General features: G+C 63.2%; 28 protein-coding genes. 12 read left to right on the top strand and 16 right to left on the bottom strand.

All coding sequences use genetic code 11. The features are described 5' to 3' along the window. Positions 1–143 precede the first annotated feature (143 nt). From EDF61_RS05700 to EDF61_RS05690, 3 genes are all read right to left on the bottom strand, one after another. The gene (locus tag EDF61_RS05700; protein ID WP_013349906.1) at positions 144–428 is read right to left on the bottom strand and encodes an HU family DNA-binding protein; all 285 of its coding nucleotides are present in this window, start codon (positions 426–428) and stop codon (positions 144–146) included. Positions 429–703: 275 nt separating this feature from the next. After that, entirely contained in the window at positions 704–988 is a 285-nt protein-coding gene (locus EDF61_RS05695) for an HU family DNA-binding protein (RefSeq protein ID WP_013349906.1), read from the bottom strand. Positions 989–1,162: 174 nt separating this feature from the next. Continuing rightward, positions 1,163–2,131 (bottom strand): SDR family NAD(P)-dependent oxidoreductase, encoded by a 969-nt coding sequence (locus EDF61_RS05690; protein ID WP_105657037.1) that lies wholly within the window; start codon positions 2,129–2,131, stop codon positions 1,163–1,165. A gap of 219 nt (positions 2,132–2,350) precedes the next feature. Between EDF61_RS05690 and EDF61_RS18740 the strand changes: the two genes are divergently transcribed. Then, positions 2,351–2,932 carry a DnaJ family domain-containing protein gene (locus EDF61_RS18740; protein WP_166650710.1) on the top strand — a complete coding sequence of 194 codons (582 nt, stop codon included), beginning with the start codon at positions 2,351–2,353 and terminating at the stop codon, positions 2,930–2,932. 60 nt (positions 2,933–2,992) lie between these two features. On the opposite strand, the gene rpsN is transcribed toward EDF61_RS18740, so the two are convergent. The 9 genes from rpsN to EDF61_RS05645 all read right to left on the bottom strand — a co-directional run bounded on the left by rpsN (position 2,993) and on the right by EDF61_RS05645 (position 9,149). Further along, the gene (gene rpsN / locus EDF61_RS05680) at positions 2,993–3,298 is read right to left on the bottom strand and encodes a 30S ribosomal protein S14 (RefSeq protein ID WP_013349909.1); all 306 of its coding nucleotides are present in this window, start codon (positions 3,296–3,298) and stop codon (positions 2,993–2,995) included. 3 nt (positions 3,299–3,301) lie between these two features. Continuing rightward, positions 3,302–3,472 carry a 50S ribosomal protein L33 gene (gene rpmG, locus EDF61_RS05675; protein WP_013349910.1) on the bottom strand — a complete coding sequence of 57 codons (171 nt, stop codon included), beginning with the start codon at positions 3,470–3,472 and terminating at the stop codon, positions 3,302–3,304. Positions 3,473–3,474: 2 nt separating this feature from the next. After that, on the bottom strand, positions 3,475–3,711 hold the full coding sequence (rpmB, locus tag EDF61_RS05670; protein WP_013349911.1) for a 50S ribosomal protein L28: 237 nt from the start codon (positions 3,709–3,711) through the stop codon (positions 3,475–3,477). A 327-nt stretch (positions 3,712–4,038) separates the two neighbouring features. Further along, entirely contained in the window at positions 4,039–4,539 is a 501-nt protein-coding gene (locus tag EDF61_RS05665) for a MarR family winged helix-turn-helix transcriptional regulator (protein WP_105657039.1), read from the bottom strand. A 360-nt stretch (positions 4,540–4,899) separates the two neighbouring features. After that, on the bottom strand, positions 4,900–5,697 hold the full coding sequence (locus EDF61_RS05660; RefSeq protein ID WP_133833539.1) for an ABC transporter permease: 798 nt from the start codon (positions 5,695–5,697) through the stop codon (positions 4,900–4,902). Between the two features lies 1 nt (position 5,698). Beyond that, positions 5,699–6,622 (bottom strand): ABC transporter permease, encoded by a 924-nt coding sequence (locus EDF61_RS05655; protein ID WP_133833538.1) that lies wholly within the window; start codon positions 6,620–6,622, stop codon positions 5,699–5,701. Then, positions 6,619–7,752 (bottom strand): ABC transporter ATP-binding protein, encoded by a 1,134-nt coding sequence (locus EDF61_RS05650; protein WP_133833537.1) that lies wholly within the window; start codon positions 7,750–7,752, stop codon positions 6,619–6,621. The genes EDF61_RS05655 and EDF61_RS05650 overlap by 4 nt, the downstream gene beginning before the upstream one ends. After that, complete coding sequence (locus EDF61_RS18735) at positions 7,749–7,910, bottom strand: hypothetical protein (RefSeq protein ID WP_166650709.1); 162 nt, start codon at positions 7,908–7,910, stop codon at positions 7,749–7,751. Before EDF61_RS18735 ends, EDF61_RS05650 begins: the two co-directional genes overlap by 4 nt. A gap of 15 nt (positions 7,911–7,925) precedes the next feature. Continuing rightward, positions 7,926–9,149 carry an ABC transporter substrate-binding protein gene (locus EDF61_RS05645; protein ID WP_105657043.1) on the bottom strand — a complete coding sequence of 408 codons (1,224 nt, stop codon included), beginning with the start codon at positions 9,147–9,149 and terminating at the stop codon, positions 7,926–7,928. A gap of 210 nt (positions 9,150–9,359) precedes the next feature. Here EDF61_RS05645 and EDF61_RS05640 point away from each other — a divergent pair, with 210 nt between their 5' ends. From EDF61_RS05640 to EDF61_RS05625, 4 genes are all read left to right on the top strand, one after another. Beyond that, entirely contained in the window at positions 9,360–9,827 is a 468-nt protein-coding gene (locus tag EDF61_RS05640; protein ID WP_105657044.1) for an Lrp/AsnC family transcriptional regulator, read from the top strand. After that, on the top strand, positions 9,824–11,203 hold the full coding sequence (locus tag EDF61_RS05635) for an aspartate aminotransferase family protein (protein ID WP_105657045.1): 1,380 nt from the start codon (positions 9,824–9,826) through the stop codon (positions 11,201–11,203). The genes EDF61_RS05640 and EDF61_RS05635 overlap by 4 nt, the downstream gene beginning before the upstream one ends. Positions 11,204–11,359: 156 nt before the next feature. Further along, entirely contained in the window at positions 11,360–12,418 is a 1,059-nt protein-coding gene (locus EDF61_RS05630) for an ImmA/IrrE family metallo-endopeptidase (protein ID WP_133833536.1), read from the top strand. Between the two features lie 79 nt (positions 12,419–12,497). Next, on the top strand, positions 12,498–14,420 hold the full coding sequence (locus EDF61_RS05625) for an acyl-CoA dehydrogenase family protein (RefSeq protein WP_286172120.1): 1,923 nt from the start codon (positions 12,498–12,500) through the stop codon (positions 14,418–14,420). Here EDF61_RS05625 and EDF61_RS05620 read toward each other — a convergent pair. Next, the gene (locus tag EDF61_RS05620; protein ID WP_133833534.1) at positions 14,417–16,150 is read right to left on the bottom strand and encodes an HNH endonuclease signature motif containing protein; all 1,734 of its coding nucleotides are present in this window, start codon (positions 16,148–16,150) and stop codon (positions 14,417–14,419) included. The genes EDF61_RS05625 and EDF61_RS05620 overlap by 4 nt on opposite strands. Positions 16,151–16,211: 61 nt before the next feature. Further along, positions 16,212–17,738 carry a PucR family transcriptional regulator gene (locus EDF61_RS05615; protein WP_133833533.1) on the bottom strand — a complete coding sequence of 509 codons (1,527 nt, stop codon included), beginning with the start codon at positions 17,736–17,738 and terminating at the stop codon, positions 16,212–16,214. Between the two features lie 110 nt (positions 17,739–17,848). Here EDF61_RS05615 and EDF61_RS05610 point away from each other — a divergent pair, with 110 nt between their 5' ends. The 6 genes from EDF61_RS05610 (at position 17,849) to EDF61_RS05585 (ending at position 23,766) form a co-directional block, all read left to right on the top strand. Continuing rightward, positions 17,849–19,351, top strand: coding sequence for a CoA-acylating methylmalonate-semialdehyde dehydrogenase (locus EDF61_RS05610; RefSeq protein ID WP_133833532.1), 1,503 nt, complete (start codon positions 17,849–17,851; stop codon positions 19,349–19,351). Positions 19,352–19,356: 5 nt separating this feature from the next. Then, positions 19,357–20,736, top strand: a complete 1,380-nt coding sequence (locus EDF61_RS05605) for an aspartate aminotransferase family protein (protein WP_133833531.1) — start codon at positions 19,357–19,359, stop codon at positions 20,734–20,736. A gap of 59 nt (positions 20,737–20,795) precedes the next feature. Then, positions 20,796–22,154, top strand: coding sequence for an FAD-binding oxidoreductase (locus EDF61_RS05600; RefSeq protein ID WP_133833530.1), 1,359 nt, complete (start codon positions 20,796–20,798; stop codon positions 22,152–22,154). Positions 22,155–22,192: 38 nt separating this feature from the next. Next, positions 22,193–22,630 carry a hypothetical protein gene (locus EDF61_RS05595; protein WP_133833529.1) on the top strand — a complete coding sequence of 146 codons (438 nt, stop codon included), beginning with the start codon at positions 22,193–22,195 and terminating at the stop codon, positions 22,628–22,630. 19 nt (positions 22,631–22,649) lie between these two features. Continuing rightward, on the top strand, positions 22,650–23,198 hold the full coding sequence (locus EDF61_RS05590) for an HtaA domain-containing protein (protein WP_105657053.1): 549 nt from the start codon (positions 22,650–22,652) through the stop codon (positions 23,196–23,198). Between the two features lie 112 nt (positions 23,199–23,310). Next, complete coding sequence (locus tag EDF61_RS05585) at positions 23,311–23,766, top strand: hypothetical protein (protein WP_133833528.1); 456 nt, start codon at positions 23,311–23,313, stop codon at positions 23,764–23,766. A gap of 23 nt (positions 23,767–23,789) precedes the next feature. Here the strand turns inward: EDF61_RS05585 and EDF61_RS05580 are convergent, their stop codons facing one another. Further along, positions 23,790–24,605 (bottom strand): shikimate 5-dehydrogenase, encoded by an 816-nt coding sequence (locus tag EDF61_RS05580; protein WP_105662520.1) that lies wholly within the window; start codon positions 24,603–24,605, stop codon positions 23,790–23,792. A 102-nt stretch (positions 24,606–24,707) separates the two neighbouring features. Between EDF61_RS05580 and arr the strand changes: the two genes are divergently transcribed. Continuing rightward, positions 24,708–25,118, top strand: a complete 411-nt coding sequence (gene arr, locus EDF61_RS05575) for an NAD(+)--rifampin ADP-ribosyltransferase (protein WP_133833527.1) — start codon at positions 24,708–24,710, stop codon at positions 25,116–25,118. Between the two features lie 81 nt (positions 25,119–25,199). Here arr and EDF61_RS05570 read toward each other — a convergent pair whose 3' ends face one another. Continuing rightward, positions 25,200–26,612, bottom strand: coding sequence for an aldehyde dehydrogenase family protein (locus EDF61_RS05570; protein WP_133833526.1), 1,413 nt, complete (start codon positions 26,610–26,612; stop codon positions 25,200–25,202). Positions 26,613–26,616: the final 4 nt, after the last annotated feature.

Raw genomic sequence — 26,616 nt, 5'->3', positions numbered from 1 at the left:
TTCGCGGAGTTCTACGATCGAAGCTGATTCTACGCGAAGTAGAAGAGCGCCTCAAACGGTGCTCCGATAAAGCAGAAGGCCCGACCCTGCCTCCTGGATTTCTCCGGAGCGGGTCGGGCCTTGCGCAAAGCTCTAGCGGAAGCTTACTTCTTGGCTACAGCAGCCTTCAGCTTCGACCCAGCGGTCAGCTTGACCGAGTGGCCAGCAGGAATCTGGATTGCTTCACCGGTCTGTGGGTTGCGGCCGGTGCGAGCTGCACGATCGGTGCGCTCTACAGCCAACCAACCTGGGATCGACACCTTCTCACCCTTGGAAATCTGGTCGACGAAAACCTCGAAGACTGCATCCAGAACACCATTAACGGCAACCTGGGAGTTTTCGGTCTTCGCTGCAACAGCAGCAACAAGTTCGCTACGGTTCATAGCCAATGTATGGTCCTCCTGGACTAGTGATCCAAAGCCCTCTTCCGGGCCCCGAACGCCGCACGGTCGCACGGTCTTACCAGTGAGAACATATCAAACGTTTCGCCCCAGAACTGCGGAAAACAGGCGGAAAACCGGGATTTTTTCAACTAATTGCAGATTTCTTGGCTCAACGGCAGCATTTTTGGGTTCAATGAAGGCTTTTGCAACGTTCCTTAACGCCGCAAGGCCCGCCAATCCGGGAACGGACAGCGGGCCTTGCGCAAAGCTCTAGCGGAAGCTTACTTCTTGGCTACAGCAGCCTTCAGCTTCGACCCAGCGGTCAGCTTGACCGAGTGGCCAGCAGGAATCTGGATTGCTTCACCGGTCTGTGGGTTGCGGCCGGTGCGAGCTGCACGATCGGTGCGCTCTACAGCCAACCAACCTGGGATCGACACCTTCTCACCCTTGGAAATCTGGTCGACGAAAACCTCGAAGACTGCATCCAGAACACCATTAACGGCAACCTGGGAGTTTTCGGTCTTCGCTGCAACAGCAGCAACAAGTTCGCTACGGTTCATAGCCAATGTATGGTCCTCCTGGACTAGTGATCCAAAGCCCTCTTCCGGGCCCCGAACGCCGCACGGTCGCACGGACTTATCAAGAGTTGAACTTACCAGCTGAAAGCGACAAAAAGTGCATCATCTTGCGGATTCTGCTGATTTTTCGCCAAATCAAGGGTGTGAAAGTTCACCCGGGACCTACAGCGCGAACGGATCGAGGCCTTCGTTTGCCTCCACGAAAAGTTCCCAGGCTTTGCTTTGCAGCTCCTTGCCGCGGGTCGCTTTCGCCGGGCTGGCCAGTGCCGTTGGACCCTTCGTGAGGTATTTCGGCCCCAAGTAGCTGCCTCGGGGCGCGTCTTCGAGTTCCGGCGCCAATGCCGCTTCGACCAATGCCACCGCACCTTCATGTTTGCCCTGCGCGAAACTGGACTGCAATTGGCCAATCAGCCGCTTGGCAAAGTCCGGTTCGTTGATGTTGGGCACCTGCGGGGTCAGCCCGGAAAGCGAATACCCCGGGTGGATGGCCAGCGCGCGAGCCGGCAGTTCCAGCTGGCGCAGCCGGTGGTCCAGGGCCAAGGTGAAGGCTTGCACTGCCGCCTTGGACTGCGCATAGGCACGGTATGGATGGTAGTCGCGGGTCAAGGCCAGGTTTTGCGGATCGGTAGCCAGCATCCGGGTGGACATCGATCCCAGCCCGATGAACCGCAGCGGCTGGGCGAAGCGTTCGGCCAGCTCGCCGACTAGCCGCGCATGCCCGATGAAATTCGTGCTCATGGTCAGCTCATGGCCCAGCAGGCCCTCGACGCGGCTCTGCGGCGCCCGGATGACCCCTGCATTGGCGATCAGCGCATCCAATGGCCGATTGCGCAGTTCAGCTGCCAGTCCCATTGCGGATTCCATGCGCGAGGAGTCGAACTGCATGAATTCCACGCTAGCCGCCGGTACGCGCAGCCGGATCTGCTCCATGGCATGCTCCGCACGGCTCTGGTTGCGGCAGGCCAGGATGACTTGCGCACCGGCTCGCGCCAAGCCGAGGCTCGCGAAGAAGCCAAGGCCGCTATTCGCGCCGGTCACCACAACGGTCTTGCCTTGGCCCAGCGGCGCCCACCGCTGCCGGTTCGCGTAGATGTCAGTTGCGGGTCTCGGATAGCGCGTCGCTGGCTTCATGGAATACACGCTACTACAGGGATAATGCTCGATTGCGGGTGGGACATGGCCGCTTATAGCGATCTCCAGCCACCTCGCAGCCGCTTGCTGGGCACTGAATCCTTGGCGAGGCGCCCGAACCCGAAGGGAATGATTTTATCTTCCCAGCTCCCCCATCAATTGCTTCGGAAAGTCCCAGTGCCGTTGCCGGGCTCAGGCGCACGGTGGGATCATTGGAAGATGGAGCACAGCGAGGATGCCGCACTGAATGCGGCCCGGTACAAGATGAAGCAGGACAGCGAGCCGTTGCCGGTGGACGAGTATGCGCAGGCCACCGGGATGGCTCCCGTCGAGAAGCAGAAGACGCCGCTGCAGCTGCATGCCGAGGACGAGGCATGGGAAGTGGCCAACTCCGTGCTCGATGAGGCTTTCGCCCGCGGGGACTTCGACAATCTTGCCCTCTCGGGCCAGAAGATCGACCATATCACCAGCAATGACGATCCCGACTGGTGGCTGAAGTCCATGATGCGCCGCGAGCAGCTTACCGGGCTGGGCCCACCAGCGCTGACCTTGCGGGTGGAAGATGAGCAGATGGAGCAGACCTTGGACCGCTTGCCCTCCGAGCGGGCCGTGCGTGAGCATATCGAGGATTTCAATGCCCGCATTATCGAGGCGCGGCGGCAGCTGCTTGGCGGCCCGCCGGTGATCACCGCTTTGCGCGATTCCACCGCAGAGGTGCTTGGTTGGCAGGAACGCCGGGCGGCAGAACCTGCACCGGTGGCAGAGAAAGCACCGGTGAAACGCCGGTGGTGGCGGCGTTAAAAGGCGAAGCCGCCTTCCCGAAAGGGAAGGCGGCTTGCTAAGTCAAAAGACTTGCAGGTCTTACCAGGAAGACTTGGTGATGCCCGGAAGCTCACCACGGTGCGCCATGTCGCGGAAGCGAACACGGGAGATACCGAACTTCTGGAAGGTGCCGCGTGGGCGACCGTCGATTGCGTCGCGGTTGCGAACGCGAATCGGGGAAGCATCGCGTGGAAGCTTCTGCAGGCCTACGCGTGCAGCTTCGCGAGCTTCGTCGGTTGCGTTTGGATCAACCAGGGTCTTCTTCAATTCGAGACGCTTTGCAGCGTAACGCTCGACAATGACCTTGCGCTGTTCGTTCTTTGCGATCTTGGACTTCTTGGCCATGTCTTAGCGCTCCTCTCGGAATTCAACGTGCTTACGGACGACTGGGTCGTACTTCTTCATGACCATGCGGTCAGGGTTGTTACGACGGTTCTTACGGGTTACGTAAGTGAAACCGGTTCCAGCGGTGGACTTCAGCTTGATGATCGGACGTACGTCCTTATCCTTCTTTGCCATTTTTAGAGCTTCACACCCTTCGCAATCAGGTCAGCAATTACAGCGTCGATACCGCGAGCATCGATGACCTTGATGCCCTTGACCGACAGGGTCAGGGTCACCTTACGGCGCAGGGAAGGCACGTAGTAGGTCTTCTTCTGGATGTTCGGATCGAAACGACGCTTGTTGCGACGGTGCGAGTGGGAGATGCTATGTCCGAAGGCCGGAGTAGTACCGGTTACCTGGCAAACAGCTGCCATGATCACTCCTCAGTTAGTTAGTAGTAAAATTCGGCGGTACTCGCGCACAGTGCCCATACCAAAATATCGACACCGCTTCTGCGTTATGAGTCCCGCCAACCAGTGAAACACCGTTAATACTGCACACTAGGAAGGTAACCAGGCTGGGTGAGAACCAACCGAAGAGCCTTAAAGTATGTAAGTCGGTGAACTTCGCAACCGGTCGAGCAATTTCCCCGTACTCAGTCGGCCACGATATTCGGTATTACGGGCAACGCGCAGTTGTTCTGCTGTTAGACGGCATAACAACACACGCGATTAACGCCTGATTAGCTTATCGAGAATTCCTCAGTGTTCCAAATCGAGGTTTTCCGAATTCAGGATCCAATGATCCGCATCAAGCGAAGTTGTAATTTTGCGTGCGATCCGCGTGAGATCGTTAACGTCCTTGTCATCAAGGGTATCGAAGAGAAGACCGCGCACCGAGGCAACGTGGTGAGGCGCCATCTGCTGCACGGCTTCCCATCCGGCCTGCGTTAATGAGGCGATTTTCACACGGGCATCTTCTGCGGACTGCTCGCGGGTGACCCAGCCGCGCTTCTCCAGCTTCTTGACCACATGCGACAGTCGCGAAAGCGAAGCACTGGTGTGCGAAGCCAGCGTCGTCATGGTCAGCTGATGGTCCTTGGCCTCGGAGAGCATGGCGAGCATGTGGTAGTCGAAAAGCGTGATGCCTTCCAGGCCCTGCAGATCGGAATCCAAGGCCGCCGGAAGCAAAGTCATGACAGCATGCAGTCCAAGCCAGGCGTCGCGTTCAGGCCCGGAGAGCCAAACTGGCTTATCGCTCATGAAGTTTCCAATCGTTCATAGACCTGCACCTACAGGCCAGCAAGGTATCAACCTGTAGACCATATATTGTAAAGCTAAGTATTTACTATATGTCAGATGCCCGCATTTCGGCTCTCTGCCAATATTTCGTTCCGCCAGCCACCCTAATGGCCTTTGGACTCGGCTGCATCCTGCAGGCAATGGTCCTGCAAATCACCGCAAGAGCAGCAAGCGGCCGGAGGCCTAGCGCCAGTCCAACAACGTGCAGGTCCCAGAGGGTGCAAGGAGCCAGCTGGGTACCGCTCACGCTAGTGACGATCCCTGCTTTTTGACCAGCTGGCAAGCCAAAGGCCCGCGCTGAAGAGCGCGGGCCTTTGGAACCTAGGAATTCTCCAGCTGTTTCTTCTTCCGGTAGCTGATCACCTGTCCGATGACCACCACGAGCAGGGCAAGGATGAACATCGCCGAACCAATGACATTCGCCTGGGCCGGGATGCCGCGGGTAGCTGCCACATAGATGAACTTCGGGAAGGTCTGGAAGGTGCCGGAGTTGAAATTCGTGATGATGAAATCATCAAAACTCATCGCGAAGGACAACAGCGCGGCGGCCACAATGCCTGGCAGCAGCAGCGGGAACGTCACCTTCCAGAAGGCCGCACGCGGCGAGGCGTAGAGATCGGCGGCCGCTTCTTCCAATCGCGGATCCAGCGAGGAGACACGAGCCCTGACGGTGACGATCACGAAGGACATGCAGAACACGATGTGGGCGATCACGATGGTGGCGTAGCCCAGTTCCCAACCGAGGTTCAGGAACTGTGCCAGCAGCGAAGCACCGAGCACGACCTCCGGCGTAGCCAACGGCAAAATGATCAGCACATCGGTGAGCTTGCGGAACCGGAACTTGTAGCGGACCAGGCCGATGGCGATCAGCGTGCCCAAGGCGGTAGCGGCAATCGTGGCCACCGTGCCGACCTGCAGCGAGTGCACCAGCGATTCGCAGACCGCCGGAGCGCCGCAGGGGTTCTGCCAGTTCTCCAGGGTGAAGCCGCGCCAGTCCAGGTTGGTGCGGCCGGCATCGTTGAAGGAGAACACGAAGATGTAAGCGATCGGTACCAGGAGGTAGATGAAAGCCAGCCCGCCGACAGCAGGGATGAACCAGCGTCCGATTTTCTGCTTCATGCTACATCAGCTCCTTGGTCCCGAAGCGGCGGATATAGATCGTGACCAGGACCAGGATCGAGACCATCAGCACGAAGCTCAACGCTGAGGCGCCCGGGTAATCGATGACCTTGAAGAATCTGGAATCGATGATCTGGCCGATCATCGTAGTATTGCGGTTATTGCCCAGCAGGGCCGCGTTCACGTAGTCGCCGGCGGCCGGGATGAACGTCAGCAGGGTGCCGGCGAAGACGCCCGGGGCGCTCATCGGCAGCGTCACCTTGAAGAAGGAGGTCACCGGGCTGGCATACAGATCCCCCGAGGCCTCGAGCAGGCGGGTGTCCAGCCGGCCCAGGTTAGCGTAGATCGGCAGCACCATGAACGGCAGGAAGTTATAGGTCAGGCCCGCGACGACCGCGAACGGCGTGGCAGTCAGGTGCCCGTCGGCTGGCAGGATCGCCAGGAATTTCAGCGTTTGGGCGATGAACCCCTCATCGGCCAGTATCTGCTTCCAGGCCTGGGTGCGCAGAATGAAGCTGGAGAAGAACGGGGCGATCAGCAGCACCAGCAAGATGCCCTGCAGCAGCGTCTTCTCGCGCAAGCGGACTGCCACCAGGTAGGCCATCGGGAAGCCGATGAGCAAGGCCAGGACGGTGGCGATCAGCGCGAACCCGAAGGAGCGCAGCAGCTCGGGCCAGTAGGCGGCGAGCACCGTGGCGTAGTTGCCGATTTCGAAACCCGGCACGAATTCGCCGATTTCCCCGCCCTCGGGTTTCACGTACAGGCTCATTGCCAGCAGGACTACCACCGGAAGCGCGAAGAACAGGGCGAGCACCAGCATGCCCGGGGCGATCAGGTAGACGCCGGTGCGGCCCTTGCGCCGCTCCGCCCGGATCTCCTCGGGGCTGCGCAGGTCGACGATGCCCTTCTTGGTCATGACCGTCATGGCTGGTCAACTCCGGCATCCTCGTGCTCGGCACCGGCCAGTCCGAAGGAATGCTGCGCTTCCCAGGACAGGTACACGGTGTCGCCTTCGGCAGCAGGCTGCTGGCCGCGATTCTGCGCGAAGGTCCCGAGCGTGCCGATCCCGTCCACCTCGACCAGGTACTCGGTGGTGGTGCCGGTGAAGGACACGTCGACCACGGTGCCGGACAAGCGGTTCTCTCCCGCATAGCCATCGCGCGAGATCGTGATCTTCTCCGGGCGCACCCCGACGACCACCTCCCCTGAGGCCTGCACGGCGCGGTCGGCCGGCAGCAAGATGGCTTGGCCGTTGACCATGACGCTGAGCATGCCGGCGTCATTGCCGGTGACCGTGCCGCGCATCAGGTTCGACTTGCCCAGGAAGTTCGCGACGAACGCGGTCTTGGGCAATTCGTAGAGTTCGCGCGGCGGGCCCATCTGCTCGATCCGTCCGCCGTTCATCACGGCGACCACGTCGGCCATGGTCATGGCCTCTTCCTGGTCGTGGGTGACGTGGATGAAGGTCAGGCCGACTTCGGTCTGGATGTTCTTCAGCTCCAGCTGCATTTGGCGGCGCAGCTTCATGTCAAGTGCCCCGAGGGGCTCATCGAGCAGCAGCACCTGCGGGCGATTGACCAGCGCCCGGGCCAGGGCCACGCGCTGCTGCTGCCCGCCGGAGAGCTGGATCGGCTTGCGATTGGCAAGGTGCCCGAGCTCCACCAGGTCCAGCCCGGCCCTGGCTTTCTCCATCGCCTGCTTGTCCTTCTTGCGCTTGAGCCCGAAGGCCACGTTTTCCAGCACGCTCATGTGCGGGAACAGCGCATAGGACTGGAACACGGTGTTCACCGGACGCTGGTGGCTGGCCAGCGCGGTCACGTCCTGGCCGCCGATCGAGATGCTGCCCTCACTGGGGACCTCAAGGCCCGCGATCATGCGCAGGGTGGTCGACTTGCCGCAACCGGAGGGTCCGAGCAGGGCGAAGAAGGTGCCCGAAGGGACCACCAAATCCAGGTCCTTGACCGCCACGAAGCTGGAAAAGCGCTTGGTGATGCCCGAGAGGTGCAGATCCGCGCCGGTGGCAGTGGTTTCGGTACGCGTTGCCAAGGTTGTCATGCCCCTATCACTTCCTGGAACTGGTTGTGGAAATCGGTTTCTGCTGCCGGTACAGCACGTGCGGAGGTTGCCCGGTTGACGACGTCCCTGGCGCGGGCCGGGCCCGAACCGTGGCCCTTGGGCAGGCGCTGGCAGTTGATGGCTCGTTGGCGAGTCATGGTGTTCCCCGCTTTCTAGGCGCCGATTGCACTCTGGAATTCAGAGTTCAACGCGGTCTCTTCATCCGCTTCCAGCGAGCGGAAGACATGTGCCTTGGCCAGATCCTCATCGGTCGGGAAGATCAGCGGGTTGCCGACCAGGTCAGGGTCGATCTTTTCCATTTCTTCCTGGGCGCCGACCACCGGGCAGATGAAGTTCACGTAGGCTGCGACCTGCGCGGCCACGGCCGGGTCGTAGTAGAAGTCCATGAGCTTCTCGGAGTTGGCCTTGCGTGGCGAGGCCACCGGGACCATCAGGTTGTCGCTCCACAGGGTGCCGCCGGCCTCGGGGATCACGAACTCCCACTGGTCATCGTTCTCGAAGTTCATCTGGACGATATCGCCGGACCAGACGATGCCGGCGATCGCATCGCCCGAGACGAAGTCCTCCTTGTAGGAGTTGCCCTTGACCTGGCGGATCTGGCCATTGCCGATGTTCTCGCGCAGCACGTCGGCAGCGGCGCCGAATTCGCTTTCGCCCCATTGGCCGGCGATGTCCACGCCGTTGTGCAGCATCAGCAGGCCGATGGTGTCGCGCATTTCATCGAGCACGGTGATACGGCCCTTGAGCTTTGGATCCCAGAGGTCCTCGACGGATTTCAGGCCCTTGGGGAATGCCTTCTTATTCCAGGCGATGCCGGCGTAGCCGGACTGCCAGGTCAGCGAGTGCTTGCGTCCCGGGTCGAAGTCCACGTCCTTCAGATTGGGCAGCAGGTTGGCCGAGTTGGGGATGTTCGCCAGGTCCAGCTCCTGGGCGTAGCCCTGGCGGATCATGCGGCCGGCCATCCAGTCGGTCATCGTGATGATGTCCTGGCCGATGTCCTGGCCTGCCTTGAGCTGGCCCTGCACCTTGCCGTAGTAGGTGTCGTTGCCGTCGATATCCTCGCGGTAGTTGACCTTGATGCCGGTCTGCTTGGTGAACGCATCCAGTGTCGGGTAGGTCTTCTTCTCGTCGTCGTAATCCAGGTACAGGGTCCAGTTGGCCCAGTTCACGGTGGGGTCATTTGCGGAAATGTCCTCGATCGACGGTGCGGCTTTGGTGCTGCTTCCTCCGGTGCCGCAGGCTGCGAGCAGCCCGGTCAGGCCCAATGCGCCGGCCGCGGAAAGCACGCTGCGGCGGGAGTAGCTGCGCTGGCTCATGGCTTGGACCAGTGCGCGGACTTGGGGGTCTTGCGGAAGTCGGCGTTGCGAGTGCGACATGGCTGGAATCCTAACGACGAATGTGATCGGCCACACATGAAAGTGTTGTCGTTCATCCTGCCAGCAATGCACAGGTCCAACAAGACCCGAACGCAAGTTTCCTTGTAAAAATTACGTTACGAAAACTGAAAACTTTCAAAAATACCCCTTTCGCAACTGAATCAGTGACGGTAGGGTCTGTGGAAAGTCCCTTAGACCTAGGAGGTCGATATGACGCTGCCCTCGCATACGGCACAGGCCATTGATGAAATTTCCAAGGAGATCATCGAGCAGCTGCAGGAAGATGGCCGGCGCTCCTATGCCGCCATCGGCAAGGCAGTGGGCCTGAGCGAAGCGGCTGTGCGCCAGCGCGTGCAGAAGCTGGTCGAGAGCCGCGTCGTGCAAATCGTCGCAGTCACCAACCCGCTGGAGTTGGGCTTCACCCGCCAGGCCATGATCGGCGTCGTCGCCGCCAGCGACATCAGCGGCACCGCCGACCGGATCGCCGAACTTCCGGAAGTCGACTACTGCGTGGTCACCGCCGGCAGCTCGGACATACTCGCGGAGGTCATCTGCTCGAACGATGAGGACCTGCTGCGCGTGATCGGAACGATCCGCGGGCTCGAAGGCGTGGTCAGCACCAATACGTACACCTACCTTTCACTCAAAAAACAGGAATACAACTGGGGAACACGATGAACACACCACGTGGTACCGATCGCCAGCAAGCCGCTCGCGATCACCTTTGGATGCACATGGCCCGGCACTCCGGAATTTCCAACGGCGCGCACGTTCCGATCATCTCGCGCGGCGAGGGGCACAAGATCTACGACGATGCCGGGCGCGAATACATCGACGGCCTGGCCGGGCTGTTCGTGGTCAACGCGGGGCACGGGCGCGCCGAACTGGCCGAAGCCATGGCCAAGCAGGCCGAGAAGCTGGCCTTCATGCCGCTGTGGTCCTACGCCCACGAACCGGCGATCGACCTGGCTGAGCGCCTGGCCAGCTATGCACCGGGCGACTTGAACCGCGTCTTCTTCACCACCGGCGGCGGCGAGGCGGTCGAATCCGCCTTCAAGCTGGCCAAGCAGCATTTCAAGATGAAGGGCAAGCCGGGCAAAACCAAGGTCATTTCACGCGCCCTGGCCTACCACGGCACCCCTCAGGGAGCCCTGGCCATCACCTCGCTGCCGGATATGAAGACCCCGTTCGAGCCTTTGGTCCCCGGCACCTTCCGCGTGCCGAACACCAACTTCTACCGCGCACCGCAGATGTTCGCGGACAACGAGAAGGACTTCGGGCTGTGGGCCGCGGAGCGCATCCGCGAAGCCATCGAATTCGAGGGCGCCGACACCGTGGCGGCGGTCTTCCTTGAACCGGTGCAGAACTCCGGCGGCTGCTTCCCGCCACCACCGGGGTACTTCGACCGGGTCCGCGAGATCTGCGACGAATACGATGTGCTGCTGGTTTCCGACGAAACCATCTGCGCGTTCGGCCGCATCGGCTCGATGTTCGCCTGCAACGACTTCGGCTACGTCCCGGACATCATCACCTCGGCAAAGGCGCTGACCAGTGGCTATGTCCCGCTGGGCGTGATGGTCGTTTCCGACAAGCTGTTCGAGCCTTTCACCAAGGGCGATACCACCTTCTACCACGGCTACACCTTTGGCGGGCATCCGGTGGCAGCCGCGGTGGCGATGGCGAACCTGGACATCTTCGAGCGGGAAGGATTGAACGAGAACGTCAAGAACAACGCCGACGCGTTCAAGTCCACGCTGTCCAAGCTCACCGATCTGGACATCGTCGGCGATGTGCGCGGCGCCGGCTACTTCTACGGGATCGAGCTGGTCAAGGACAAGGCGACCAAGGAGACCTTCAGCGACGCGGAGTCCGAACGCCTGCTGCGCGGGTACCTCTCCCCGGCCCTGTGGGAGGCGGGACTGTATTGCCGCGCCGACGATCGCGGCGACCCGGTCATCCAGCTGGCTCCGCCCATCACGATCGGGCAGCCGGAGTTCGACCAGATCGAATCCATCCTGCGCACCGTGCTGAAGGAAGCGGCCAGCAAGATCTAGCGCCACGAAGGCTCGCAGGCACCGCCTGCGAGCCTTTTCGCAAGTCAGAGCGTGTTACTTCACGAAGCTGCACGCAATTGGTGCTTTGTGGCATAGGCCACTAGTCTGAGGTCATTAGACGATCAAGATCGCCTTTTGGAAGATTGCAGGAACCTCATGACTTTGGAACCGACCAGAATCAGGTTGGCACGCGAACGTGCAGCGCTGAGCCGGTCCGCCTTGGCCGCCTCGCTGGGTATTTGCGAGCGCGAACTCGCCCATGCTCCCGAGGATCTTTCCCTTGCGCTGGCCGATGCGCTGGGCTGCGCGCCGCAGTTCTTCCGGCTTCCCGCGGCCCAGGGCATCGACACCGAGCGGATCTTCTTCCGCTCCCCGCGCCGCACCAGCACCGCGCAGAAAGTCGCCGCGGCCGCGCTGGGCCGCAACGGCGTGGAACTCTACAACCTGATCACGCGGAACTTCCGGCTCCCGCACACCGGGATCCCCGAGCTGTGCGGCTTCACCCCGGAAGATGCCGCCGCGCATCTGCGCACCGAATGGGATCTGGGATGCGGCGCGCTGCCCGATCTGCTGCATCTGCTCGAAGCCCGCGGGGTGCGGGTGCTGAGCCTGCCGGCCTCGCTCGAAGCGGTCAAGACCTTCAGCTTCTGGGAAGACGGGCAGGCCTTCATCTTCCTGGCCGCCGGCAGCCGCAATGCACAGCGCCTGGCGATGGCCCACGAGCTGGGGCATCTGCTGATGCACTCCTCGCTGGGCGAGAACCGCGAGCAGGTGGCCGCCGCGGAACGCGAGGCCGACGAATTCGCGGCACGCTTGCTCCTGCCCTCCCTGTCCCTGCAGGTGCGGGTCTCCGATTCCCTGCAGATCCCGCAGCTGCTGGCACTCGAAGAGCAGTTCGGTGCACCGGCCCAGGTGATCCTCGCGCATTCGCGTGCCCGCGGCTTGCTGGGCGAGGGCGCCTACCAGTGGTTGTCCCAGGAGCTGGCGCTGGAACCGGCCCAGGAGCACCAGCAGCTGGTCTCCCGGGTCTTCTCCCTGGTCTTCCCCTCCCTGCAGCGCGACCATCGGGCCAGCACCGCACGGATCGCCCGCGAATTAGGGCAAACCGCATCGCAGATCCATGAGCTGACCTTCGGGCAGGCGTTCGTGCTGCTCGAAGGAGAGAACCTGCACGACGCCGGCCAGGCGATCCGCGGCCACTTGCACGCGCTCTAGCAACCCCGGGGTTTGGCAGCTACGCTGGTGCCACCAGGCGATGGCGCCGCGGCCGATCGCCGAGCCAAAGGGGATCGCCATGCAAATCAACGCCGACAAATCCAGGCAAGTCGCCGAGGAGTCCCGCGAGCAGTTCGACCGGCCCAGCTTCGCCAAGGGCCTGTACATGGGGGCCGTGGACTTCTCCCTGATCGAACCATTGCCCAGCGCCCTGCATCCAGAACGCGGACAGGAATTCCTGCCGCAACTCGAAGCGGTCCTCGATGGCATCGACCCGGAGCGCATCGAAACCGAGGCGCGCATCCCCGGCGAATATATTGCCCAGCTGCGCCGCATCGGCGCCTTCGGCATGAAGATCCCGATTGAATACGGCGGACTGGGGCTGAGCCTGCTGGACTACGGCCGGGCGCTGATGCGCGTCGGCGTGGTTTCCCCGGCCATCGGCGCGCTGCTCTCGGCCCACCAGTCCATCGGCGTCCCCGAACCGGTGAAGTCCTTCGGCACCGAGGAGCAAAAACGCGAATACCTGCCGCGCTGCGCGGCAGGAGCCATCAGCGCCTTCCTGCTCACCGAGAACGATGTCGGTTCCGACCCTGCACGGTTGGGCACCGAAGCCCGGCTCAGTCACGACGGCAGCCACTACATGCTGGATGGCGCGAAGCTGTGGACCACCAACGGGGTGGTCGCCGAGCTGCTCGTGGTGATGGCCGCGGTGCAGCCGCATGAAGCCCTCGGCCAAGAGCCTGCAGGTCGCGGCGGAATCACCGCCTTCATCGTCGAGGCCGATACCGCGGGCATCACCGTCGAGAACCGCAACCAGTTCATGGGCCTGCGCGGAATCGAGAACGGGGTGACCCGGTTCCGCTCGGTGCGCGTGCCGGCGGCCAACCGCCTGGGCAAGGAAGGCTCGGGGCTGAAGATCGCGCTGAGCACCCTGAACACCGGGCGCTTGTCCATCCCGGCCATGTGCGCCGGGGCCGGCAAATGGTCCACGAAGATCGCCCGCGAATGGTCCGCGGCCCGCGTGCAGTGGGGCCACCCGGTCGGCAAGCACCAAGCCGTCGCCGGCAAGCTCGCCTGCATCGCGGCCAGCAGCTATGCGCTGGAAGCGGTGTTCGAGGTGTCCGCCCGGCTGGCCGATGCCGGCATGAAGGATATTCGCATCGAGGCGGCACTGGCCAAGCTCTGGGCTTCGGAGACCGCCTGCACGATCGCCGATGAGCTGCTGCAGATCCGCGGCGGGCGCGGATTCGAGACCGCGCAGTCGCAGGCAGCGCGCGGCGAGCGGGCGGTGCCGGTCGAACAGATGCTGCGCGACCTGCGGATCAACCGCATCTTCGAAGGCTCCACCGAAATCATGCACCTGCTGATTGCCCGCGAGGCCGTGGATGCGCACCTGCAGGCGGCCGGGGACTTGGCGCGCGCCGGGTCGAGCATCCAGGACAAGGCCCGAGCGGCGGTGGATGCCTCGGGGTTCTATGCCCGGTGGCTGCCCAAACTTGCGATGGGCGCAGGCTCGCTTCCGAACTCCTATGCCGAGCACGGCCCATTGGCCAAGCACCTGCGCTACGTGGAGCGGACCTCGCGGCGGCTGGCACGCCAGACGTTCGCCGGGATGGCGCGCTGGCAGGCCGGCCTGGAAAAGCAGCAGGTCTTCCTGGGCCATATCGTGGATATCGGCGCGGAGCTGTTCGCCATGTCCGCGGTGATCGCCAAGACCACTGCGCTGCCGCAGTCCCCGGCCGGCCAGCGCGACTCTGCGCAGGATCTTGCCCTGGCCTTCTGCGAACAGGCCGCGCAACGCTGCGAGGAGCATTTCGACAGGCTCTGGAAAAACACCACCCGTACCGATGGACGGATCGCCGCGGACCTGCTGGACGGGAAGTTCCAGTGGCTGGAGGCAGGGGTCCGCGATGTCTCCGAAGGCACCGGAGAGTGGATCGCCCAGTGGTCCGATGGAGTTAGCAAAGACGTGCGGTGGCCCTACCCGGAGGATGACTAGGGCTCCACGATCTCGATGTCCAGTTCCCCGGCACGCCACTTCGCGGTCATGCGCTCGGCGAGGGCATCGGCCGCCAGGGCTTCCTGCGGGGTCATCCAGTAGGTGTTCACCCGGAGTTTCTGCTGCGGGTCGAGTTCCTTGGACAGCAGGGCCATCGGCCGGCATCCAGGGATCTTCACCGCGTGGAACAACCCGCAATGCCTGCCGATATGGTGGATCGTGCATCCCAAGGCCGCGGACTCGATGTCCGTGTTGCCGCCCTTTTCCCACGCGTCGAGATGATCCAGTTCGCATCGTTCGGCGGGCATGCTGCATCCCGGATACAGGCACCCTCGATAGGCCGCCCGGATGGCGCGGCCCTGCGCCTTGCTATACAGCCGCTGGGTGCGGCCCAGATCCAGGGGAAGGCTCTGGCCGTTCAGCACCAGCGGATAGATTCCGGCCGTGCACAATGCCGCTCTGGTTTCGCCCGGGGATAGCTGGATCCCGGTGGAAGTGACCGCGAATTCCTTGCCGTCGCGTCTCATCTTCTCGTAATCCAGGATGATGCTCACCTGCGGTACCGCCAACCCGGGTTGTTTCCCTGGCGAACCGCTCTGGTTGCGGTCGGTCATCAGCAAGGCCAGGAATCCTACGAGCCGGCGTCGTTCTGGCTTGAGCTCCTCGAACTGGGTGGCGGCCGGGCCGGCAGGTTCCTCGGGCTCTTCAGGTTCTTCGGGTTCGTCAGGTTCCTCGGGTTCTCCAGGTTCGTCAGGTTTGTCAGGTTCTTCGGGTTCTTCAGGTTCGGCGGATCCCTCGGGTGCCGATCCGGCAGGTTCCCCGTCTTTGGCCCAGTCGGGCATCGATTCCTCGTCATCCCAGCCGCTGTCTTGGGCACCGGTGAACTGCGCCTCGGCGTGCGCCAGGGCGTCGCGGTTCCCGGCCACGGAGGCCGGGTTGTCCAGCGCGTTGAAATACGCTTCGATCATCGCCGCATGGGCGGGCAGGACGCGCAGGACGTATTCGACCAGGCCCTGGCGCATGCCCTTCTTGAAGATCCCGATCCCATCCAGCAGGGCCTGCAACGGGCGCTGGCCGGACTTCACCTGCGCCACCAGTGCGTTGATGTGCCTGCGGGCGGCCTTGGGTTCGCTGCGGATGAAGGCGGCCGATTCGGCTTGCAGCTGGTCCTTCTTGGCCTGCCCGGCCTGGCCTTCGCCGAAGTCCTTGCGGGCCGAATGCAGTTTCAGCGCGGCCGAGGACACCAGCCGGGGATCCACGGCGGGGTCGGCGAATTGCCCGGCCAGTTCCGGCAACCAGGCGGGCAGCGGTTGCCCTGCCGCGTCGGCACCGCCCAGCAAGCAATCCACCAGGGCCAGCCGGTCGCGGACCGTGCTGCGCGGGATGTCCAGCCAGCCGTGCAGCAGCCCGGCCGTGTTCTTGAAATGCGTGCGGGCAGTGGTGGTGCGCCCGGCGGCCACCTGGAATGCGGCGAGGCTCGGGTGCTCGCCTGCCTCGGTGACGGCCTGGAAGGATTCCTGGTCGAGCTTGTGGGCACCGGTGCGGCGCAGCGCATGGGCGGCGTGCAGCTGGGTGCGGCTCTGGCGGCGGGCGAGCTTGTCAGCAAGCTGCGCAAAGCAGGCCGCGTGGCCGGGGCTCAATGGCCCGCCGGCAAGGACCGCGGTGGCCGATGCGATGAGTTCTTCCGCGTCGGCCAGGTCCTTTAGCGCCTGTGCCTGTTCTGTGCTCATGCCCCCATGATGCCTGCGGCGTCCTGCGGGGTTTTCGGACCGGGAGCCAAGTGTGGATAGCTCAGCCGTGCATGCGGTACCAGAGCAGCGCCACCTGCAGCGAGGCGCGGGACTCGGCGGAGTCCAGGTGCACCCCGAGCTTGGCTTCGAGCTTGGCCAGCCGGGAGTAGAGGGTGGGCCGCGAGAGGTAGCCGGCCTTGGCCAGCGCGGTTTTGTTCCCGCCGTGGGCCAGGTAGAGATCGAGCAGGTCAAGGGCGGCCAGGTCGAGCGGGTTGAGCAGGCCGGAGAGCTCGGCCAGCGCGAAGGTGCGCAGCTTCGGGTCGCTGCCCATGGCCGAGAGCACCCCGCGCAGGCGCAGGTCGGCGAAGCGGTAGTAGGGCTGGGCGCGGGTGGGCAGGTGCGGGACGATCTGCGCGACCTGCGCGGCTTCCTCCAGCCCGGCGATGCTGGTGGCCAGGGTGCCTTCGGGCCCCACGCCGATGGCCACCGGCGCGGTGAGCTGCTCGGCCAGCCGGCGGGTGAAGCCCTGCAGGGTGGAGTCCAGCAGTTCGCGGGCGCGCAGCGGCAGGATCAGCCCCAGGTACCCGGGCTTGAGCGAGCCGGCCAGGATGCCCAGGTGCAGGGTGTCGGCCAGCTGGTCGAGCACTTCGAGCAGGGCGCGGTCGGCCAGCTGGGTTTCGGTCGGCGTGCCGGAACCGGCCAGGGAGATGACCACCGGGACATAGTAGGGGGCGGCGGCCAGGCCCAGGGCCTGGGTGCGGATGGCGATGTCCTTGTCGCTGTAGCTGTGCCCGGCCTGCAGTTCGTGCAGCGTGGAGGTGCGCGCCTGGTAGAGCAGCTCGCGCTGGTCGCGCCCGGACAGGCGGGCGATGGTCAGCGCCTGGCCGGCCCGTTCCAGCACCAGGGCCGCGCGGTCGTCGTCCTCCAGGACGGCCGGGACGATCAGCCGCCCCCAGCGGCTGCGGACCGCGCCGACCGGGGTCTGCAGCCAGTTCTCGGTGCCGGTGGCGCGTCCGGTGTGCTCCAGGAACCCGACGAAGCGCGAGCGGGTGATCCAGTGTTCCAGTTGCGCGCCGGACTGGGCGAGCACGTGGTGGCGGACATCTTCCAGGACCACGGGGGCCGAGAGCAGCTGCGCGGTGCGGTCCACGATCTGCGCTTCGTCGGCCTCGGTCAGCGAGAGCCCGGTGTAGATTTCGTGCACCGTGCGGGAGAACTGGACGGCCTCGAGCTGCTCGGCGACGAGTTTCTGGTGGATGACCTCGGTGATGGACACGAAGCGGGTAGTGGTGCGCAGGGCGATGACCGGCAGGCCCAGGTCGGCGACGTCCAGCGGTGCGCCGGAAAGGTCCTCGATGATGACCCCGACGGCCCCGGCCTCGCGCAGCGCGGTGATGAAGGCGCGCACGTCGCTCACGTTGCGCAGGGTCGTGAGGATCAGCTCGCGGCCCAGCAGCAGGTCGATGTTCTCGGTGGATTCGGTCACGTGCACCCAGCGAAGCGGCGCGTCCATCCCTGTTCCGCAGAGCACCTGGGGGTCGGCGGCCTGGACCACCGGCAGGTGCAGTACCTCGTCTACCGTCAGCATTTTTACACTCCGTCAGCACTAGTGCTTAAATCATGACACAGTGATGGTGTTGTCCCTCACATCCATGACCCATGATGAAGGCAGGCACCCAACTTCGAAAGGCCGATACGATGACCGCAACGCTGACCGGCACACTGCAGCACTGGATCAACAACGCCAATTACTCCGCCGATGACCGCACCGGCAAGATCTACAACCCCGCCACCGGCGAGGTCACCCGCCAGGTTGCGCTGGCCTCCAAGGCCACCACCGAGCATGCGATCGCCGCAGCCGCCGAGGCCTTCCCGAAGTGGCGCGACACCTCGCTGGCCCGCCGCACCGCGATCATGTTCAACTTCCGCCAGCTGCTGGCCGAGCGCAAGGGCGAGCTGGCCGCGATCATCACCGCCGAGCACGGCAAGGTGCTGGACGACGCGCTGGGCGAAGTGGCCCGCGGCCTGGAAGTCGTCGAGCTGTGCTGCAACGCGCCCTACCTGCTCAAGGGCGAGTTCTCGCAGAACGCCTCCACCGGCATCGACGTGCAGTCCATGCGCCAGCCGGTCGGCATCTCGGCCATCATCTCCCCCTTCAACTTCCCGGCCATGGTGCCGCTGTGGTTCTTCCCGGTAGCGATCGCCGCCGGCAACGCGGTGGTGCTCAAGCCATCGGAGAAGGACCCGTCGGCCGCCAACTGGCTGGCCGAGCTGTTCACCGAGGCCGGCCTGCCCGAGGGCGTGCTGAACGTGGTGCACGGCGACAAGGAGGCGGTGGACACCCTGCTGACCGATCCGCGCGTGAACTCCGTGTCCTTCGTGGGTTCCACCCCGATCGCGCAGTACGTCTACTCCACCGGCACCGCGCACAACAAGCGGGTGCAGGCCTTTGGCGGCGCGAAGAACCACATGCTGGTGCTTCCGGATGCCGACCTGGACCTGGCCGCCGACATGGCGGTCAACGCAGGCTTCGGCGCGGCCGGCGAGCGCTGCATGGCGATCTCCGTAGTCGTCGCGATCGACACCATCGCCGATGAGCTGGTGGCCAAGATCGCCGAACGCGCCAAGACGCTGCGCGTGGGCGATGGCACCCGCGGCTGCGACATGGGTCCGCTGATCACCGGCGAGCACAAGGCGAAGGTGGCCGGGTACATCGAGGCCGGCATCGCCGCCGGCGCCGAGCTGGTGCTCGATGGCCGCACCGGCACCGTGGATGCCGATGGCGAGGGCTTCTTCCTGCATCCGACGATGTTCGACCGCGTGGGCACGGACATGTCCATCTACACCGAGGAGATCTTCGGCCCGGTGCTCTCGGTAGTCCGCGTGGACACCTTCAACGAGGGCATCGAGCTGATCAACTCCTCGCCGTACGGCAATGGCACCGCGATCTTCACCAACGACGGCGGCGCTGCCCGCCGCTTCGAGGACGAGATCCAGGTGGGCATGGTCGGGGTCAACGTGCCGGTCCCGGTACCGGTGGGCTACCACTCCTTCGGCGGCTGGAAGGCCTCGCTGTTCGGCGACCAGCACGCCTACGGCCCGGAGGGCTTCAAGTTCTTCACCCGCAACAAGGTGATCACCAAACGCTGGCTCGACCCGAGCCACGGCGGTATCAACCTCGGCTTCCCGCAGAATGACTGATACCCATGACTGAACCACTGACACAGCCACTGACGCAGGGCGTTTCCGCAGCGGATATCGCCGCTGGCCAGCACGCCTACGAGCTGGACCGCAAGCACGTCTTCCACTCCTGGCAGGCCCAGGGGCCGTTCGCCCCGATGACCATCCTGAAGGCCGAAGGCTCCTGGGTATGGGACGGCGAGGGCAACGCGCTGATCGACCTATCCAGCCAGCTGGTGAACACGAACATCGGGCACCAGCACCCGAAGGTGATCGCCGCGATCCAGGAGCAGGCCGGCAGGCTGGCCACCATCGCCCCGCAGCATGTGAATGACGCGCGCTCTGAGGCGGCCCGGCTGATCGCCAAGCACACCCCCGGGCAGCTGGACAAGATCTTCTTCACCAATGGCGGTGCCGATGCAGTGGAGCATGCGGTGCGCATGGCGCGGCTGCATACCGGCAAGCACAAGGTGCTCTCCGCGTACCGTTCCTACCACGGCGGCACCCACCTGGCGGTGAACCTCACCGGGGATCCGCGGCGCTTCGCCTCGGACCACGGAACCGATGGGGTGGTGCGCTTCTTCCCGGCCTACCCGTACCGCTCCTACTTCAATTCGAGCACCCCCGAAGAGGAAACGCAGCGGGCGCTCAAGCACCTGGAAGACACGATCCTGCTCGAAGGCCCCGGCACCATTGCCGCGATCATCCTGGAGAGCATTCCGGGTACCGCCGGCATCTACCTGCCGCCCCCGGGGTATCTGCAGGGCGTGCGCGAACTGACTAAGAAGCACGGCATCGTGTACATCGCCGATGAGGTGATGGCCGGCTTCGGGCGCAGCGGGAAGTGGTTCGCGGTGGACCATGCCGGCGTGGTGCCGGACCTGCTGACCTTTGCCAAGGGCGTGAATTCCGGCTATGTGCCGCTGGGCGGGGTGGCGATCAGCCCGGAAATCTTCGAGACCTTCCGCGAGCGGGTCTACCCGGGCGGGTTGACCTATTCGGGCCACCCGCTGGCCTGCGCGGCGGCGGTAGCCACCATCACCGCGATGGAGGACGAGGCCATGGTGGAGAACGCCCAGCGCTTGGGCGAGGAAATCATCGGGCCGCGCCTGGCGCAGTTCGCCGCCGAGCACCCGAGCGTGGGCGAGGTGCGCGGAACCGGCGTGTTCTGGGCGATCGAGCTGGTGAAGAACCGGGAAACCCGCGAGCCGCTGGCCGCCTATGGAGGCAGCAGCCCGGAGATGAACCAGGTGGTTGCCGCCGCGAAGGCCGCAGGGCTGCTGCCCTTCGCGAACTTCAACCGGCTGCATGTGGTGCCGGCGATGAATATCGAGGACGACGTGCTGATCGAAGCACTGGATCGCCTCGAGCAGGCCTTGGCCGTCGCCGACACGTTCGTTCAATAGCACCGATCTGGCAGGACAGCTCAGCTGTCCTGCCAGTTCTGCATTCAAAGGAGATCGAGATGACTACCGTGGCGACCAGTCCAGTGCTATGCGCCCATCCCCGGGCCTCGCTCGATGAGCAGGACCGCAAGCAGGCCAGCGTGGACCGCTCCGGCTATGTGCCCCCGACCTTTGCCGACGGGGTGATCTTCGCGCAGGACATCGATGATGTGGTGCTGGCGATGCAGTTGGCCCACAAGCATGGCGCCACGATCGTCCCGCGCGGGGCCGGCACCGGGCTGGCGGCAGGGGCCAGCGCCGAGGCCGGGCAGATCGTGCTCGACTTGTCCCGGATGGACAAGATCCTGGAAATCGATCCGGTGGAAGCCACCGCGGTGGTGCAGCCCGGCGTGCTCAATGCGGCGGTGAACCAGGCCGCCGGCGAGCACGGGTTGTTCTACGCCCCGGATCCTGCCAGTACCGCGATCTGCTCGATCGGCGGCAATATTGCGACGAATGCCGGCGGCATGTGGTGCGCCAAGTACGGGGTGACCCGCGAGTCGGTGCTCAGCTTGCTGGTGGTGCTGCCCGACGGGCAGCTGCTGCGTACCGGGCGGCGGACCATCAAGGGCGTGGCCGGCTATGACATGAATGCGCTGATGATCGGTTCGGAAGGCACCTTGGGCATTGTGGTTGAAGCACTGCTGCGCCTGCGCCCGAAGCCCAAGCACACCTCCACCTTGGTCGCCTACTTCCCCGATGAGGATACCGCGGCAAAGGCCGCCTCGGCGGTGATCGCCGAACGGCTGGCCCCCTCGGTGCTGGAGCTGATGTGCGGCAAGACCCTGAAGGCAGTGGATGCGGCGCTCGGAACGGATCACGAAGCGCGCGGCGGCGCGTTGCTGCTCGCGCAGACCGACGGCTACGGCGCGCAGCTGGAAATGCAGGCCCTGCAGGATGCGATCGCCCCGCTGGCCGCGCACATCGAGATCGCCACGGACCAGGAGCAAGCACAGGCGCTGATCGAAGCCCGGCGCCAGGCGATCCCGAGCATGGAGCTGCTGGGCACGGCCTCGATCTGCGATATCGGCGTGCCGCGCAATCGCTTGGCCGAAGCCTTCGCCGGCCTGCAGCGCATCGAGGATGAACGCGGAGTATCGATCTTCACTATCGCCCATGCCGCCGATGGCAACCTGCATCCGATCATCGTGGTGCCTGAAGGCCAATCCATCACCAGCGGCGCACCGAAGGCCGCGCTGGGAGACATGTTCCACCTCGCCAAGTCCCTGGGCGGCACGCTCACCGGCGAGCACGGCATCGGTTTGCTCAAGCAGGATTGGCTGGCCCAAGAGCTGGGCGAAACCTCGCTTGCGCTGCAGCGACGGGTGCGCGCGGTGTTCGATCCACAGGGCATCTTGAACCCGGGCAAGGCGATTTAACCCTAGAAGTCATCCGCTGACATGGGTAGGGTAAATACATGGATGAGTATCTACCGGTGGAATTCAGTCTTCCTCTCGTGTCGCTGGCGGCTTCTGTGATCTTCTTGCTGATCGGGTTGCCCTTGATCATCCACGCCCTGATCCGACGCAAGGGCTTCACGCGCCTGCGTGACGGGGAGCAGACTTATGCGCGACGCGCATCCATCCGCACCGAGTTCATTTCTGCCGGAATTGCTGTGGTGGCAACGGCCATCTGCCTGGTCATGGGCATCACCGGCTACAACACCGCGATGAGCAACCTCGTGGCGAACGTCCAGAAGGAATATTCGCCGACCGAGTTGGAGATCAAGTACTGGAACGGGTCGTGGGCAACAGCAGATATCGCCTTTGCCGATGGCACCAGCTACGTGGATGCCCAGATCTCAATGCAGTCTGCCTACCGTCCACTAGTTGAACCGAAGATGACTCAGGATTAGCTGGCAGAGAACTGTCGCCATGATCCAACTCCAGTATGAAATACTGGCCACAGCATATTTTCACGCCGATATCCTGTGGAGGGAAAAGACAATGACCGGAAGTGGTGCGCCAGCAGGCGATCCGTTCCAGCCGCATCTTGAATGGGGTCTGAAAACCTCGTTCGTGAGCTATATTTCTTCCCTCGCCGACGGACGCATTGAAGCTGCCAACGGGGTATGGCAGGCAGGCAACGCGTTGGCGTTCCCCGTCTCCCCCGCTGCAGAGGTACCGGAAAACGAAATCTGGTTCAACGGGCGTGTGTCCTTCTCCGGGCACGGCGGCATGATGAAGCTGGATCTCTTTGAACCGCGCATCGTGAACCATGACGAGAACATCAGCCTCACGATCGACGAAGCCGGCGAACGCGTTGCCATTGCCGAGCTCACCGAAACCAGCGTTTCGAACGCTTTCGGCCTGGTCAAGACCCGCTTCTCGGCGGTGCTCACCGAGGCAGGTTCGAAACTGTTCAACGGCCAGTACCCTGCCGGCCAGCAGATGGAAGAAGTCGAGGTCGTGCTGCGCGGTTAGCAGCTCACCAGCAACAGGGCCCGGCACGAAAGTGCCGGGCCATTGGCATATCTATCACCCGTGTTCAGTTGCCGGGGCTGATTTTCTCCCTTTAGCAAGGTAGGTTCGGTTCATGTCTAGAACTTTCCTGTCGAAGATCAGAATCCTGACTGCGCTGAGTATTGCGATGATGGCTTTGTCTTTCGTCATGGCTCATTCGTGGTTATTGCAGATCCTCACGCTGGGTCTAGGCGCTTCGGCACTAATATCGGTCTTCGCCCGTATATGCCAAATAAGGCGCACAAGTGCCGACAACCAGTCACTTCTGCTTCCCTCGCTCGCCATCACCGCGGCAGGTGCATTCATCTTCCGGTCCTTCATCTTGTGGGCGACATCCAGGCCTGCAAGGTACGCCGACTACATGCCCGAGAACGGTGTACCGATCACGAATGGAATTGCATTGAACACGCAATTCTTCCAGTTGCTATCCATGGGATTGATCGTGCTCTTACCGATCTCGTTCTTCGTCCTGCTGATGGTATTTTTTCGTGCAAAGAACATCATAAGCCAAGTGAGTACCGCCAACTAGGGCGCGTACTGATATTCGGGGCTTCAGGATTCCCGGGAGAATTCTGAGGCACGCAATACCTGCTCTTCACTTAGTGCCTGGCCGGTGTACTTCTGAAACTGCGCCGCGGCTTGCAGGGCGATGACTTCTGCCCCGGTAATCACCTGCTTGCCAGCAGTTCGTGTTGCGCGGATCAATGGTGTTTCACTTGGGAAAGCCACCACGTCGAAGACGGTTCGTGCGGCTTCAATCTGCTGAGTGCTAAATGCGTGCTCCTCAGACTGGGCTCCGTCCATGCCCAGCGGCGTTACGTTCACAAGAATCTCGTGTCCTGGAGCCGGGTCAGCACTGGTAAATCGGTAACCGTATTTGTCAGCTAAGGCTTGGCCGGAAACTTCGTTACGTGCCAGCACCGTCAGGTCGTTGAATCCGGCTTCGCGGAAGGCGGCCACGACGGCCTTGGCCATTCCTCCGGAGCCTCGGACAAGCACGGAACTTTCAGGATCCAGCTGATGGCGTTCGATGAGCGTCGCGATCGCCTCGAAGTCGGTATTTGAAGCAACCAGTCGCCCGTTGGTATTCACGATGGTGTTCACCGAGTCGATTGCCTTGGCCGAAGGCTCAATCTCATCGACCATGTTCATCACGTCTTCCTTGAACGGCATGGATACCGAACAGCCACGAATGCCCAAGGCCCGGACACCAGCGATGGCACCAGCGAGGTCTTCGGTCGAGAAGGCCTTGTAGATGAAGTTCAGCCCGAGTTCTTCATACAGGTAATTATGGAACCGGGTGCCGATATTAGATGGTCGACCAGATAACGAAATGCATAGGGTCATGTCCTTGTTCAAAATAGGCACGCGTTACTCTCCAAATACTGTCGTCGGTTCACTTCCCAATATACGTGGCGATACCCGGCCGATCCTTTCATGAACCGGCAATGGCGACTATCGTCTTGGCCTATGAGCAACGAACTTGATGACGGCCCGTTCTTCCACGGCACCAAAGCCGCGCTGCACCCCGGGGATCTGCTGTCCCCCGGTTTTCCCTCGAACTATCGTCCCGAAATCATCATGAACCACATCTACTTCACCGCACTTGCCGATGGCGCGGGGTTGGCCGCCGAAATTGCGGCCCTGGAGGGGACCGCCCATGTCTATGAAGTGGAACCGACCGGGGCGTATGAAGATGACCCGAATGTCACCGACAAGAAATTCCCGGGCAATCCCACGCGTTCCTACCGCAGTGCGCATCCTGTACGGGTGATCCGTGAAGTCCACGATTGGACCCGGCTGTCGCCCGAAGCCTTGCAAAGCTGGCGTGAACGCATCGCAAGGATCACCGATGACCCCACTGCCGAGATCATCAACTAGCCTTCGCACGCAAATGGGCGGTGCCCGATGCCTGGATAGGCACCGGGCACCGCCGGGGAATGCTGGCGAACGCAGTCTCCGTCAGCCCTTGATGATCTGCGGCTGAGCCAGGGACTTCAAGCCGTCAATACCGAATTCCAGGCCGTAGCCGGACTGCTTGGCGCCGCCAAATGGAATGCGCGGGTCGATGGTGCCGTGCGAGTTGATCCACACGGTGCCTGCTTGGATCTGCGCCGCGACTTCTAGTGCCTTCTCGCGGTTGCTGCTCCATACCGAGGCTCCGAGCCCGACTTCCAGGGCATTGGCGTGCTTGATCGCTTCGGCCGTGTCCTTGACCTTGATGATCGGCAGGGCCGGGCCGAACTGCTCCTCGACCACCAGCGAGTTGCCCGGGTCGATGTCGGCAATGAGCGTGGTCGGGTAGAAGTAGCCGGCCGCGTTTTCATCGGGGTTGGCACCGAGCAGCACCTTGGCGCCGGAATCCACGGCATCCTTGACCAGGGAAGCGACGATGTCGTACTGGGCCTTGTTCTGCAGCGGACCCAGCACGTTGTTCTCGTCGAGGCCGACACCCATGGGCATCTGCGCGGCGACGCCGGCCAGTGCATCGCACACCGCGTCGTAGATCGATTCGGGCACGTACAGGCGCTTGAGCGCGGCACAGGTCTGGCCGGTGTTGATGAAGGCACCCCAGAACAGGTCTTCGGCGATGGCCTGCGGATCGGCGTCTTCGAGCACGATGCCGGCGTCGTTGCCGCCCAATTCCATGGTCAGGCGCTTCACGGTATCGGCCGAGGAGCGGATGATGGCCTTGCCGGTGCGGGTGGAGCCGGTGAACATGATCTTGGCGATATCCGGATGGCCCGAGAGCCTCTCGCCGACCTCGCGTCCGCCAGCCACGATCTTCAGCACGTCTGCTGGCAGCACTTCGTTGAGCACGTGGACCAGGGCCAGGACCGAGAGCGGGGTGTATTCGCTGGGCTTCATCACCACGGTGTTGCCCATGCGCAAGCTCGGGGCCAGCTGCCAGATGGAGATCATCATGGGCCAGTTCCACGGGCCGATGGCGCCCACTACGCCCAGTGCGCGGAAGTGCTTGGCTGCATAGGTTTCGCCGTCATCCACGACCACTTCCGGCTCGATTTCATAAGCGGTGGCGGCGCGCAGCCAGGCGGCTGCTCCCCCGACCTCGAAGCGCGCATTCGGCCCGTTCAGCGGCTTGCCCTGCTCACGGGAGAGCAGCTCGGCGAGCGCTTCCGCGTTGGCTTCGATATTGTCCGCGGCCGCATTGAGCACGCGGTTGCGCTCTTCGTGACCCAAGGCATCCCAGGCCGGCTGGGCGGACTTTGCGGCGGCAACGGCCGCGTCGAGATCGGCGGCAGTCTGCTCGGCAACACAGCCAACCAGTTCACCGGTTGCCGGGTCCAGGATTTCGGTGCCACCGGTTGCGGGCTGGATCGCATCCAGCAGTTCTTGGGCGTTTGCGTAAGCCATCTTT

Source organism: Arthrobacter sp. JUb115, assembly GCF_004365035.1.
In the GTDB taxonomy this organism is placed as follows: Bacteria; Actinomycetota; Actinomycetes; order Actinomycetales; family Micrococcaceae; genus Glutamicibacter.
Note: the sequence above shows the minus strand (reverse complement) of the source record. Positions and strands in the feature narration are given on the sequence as shown.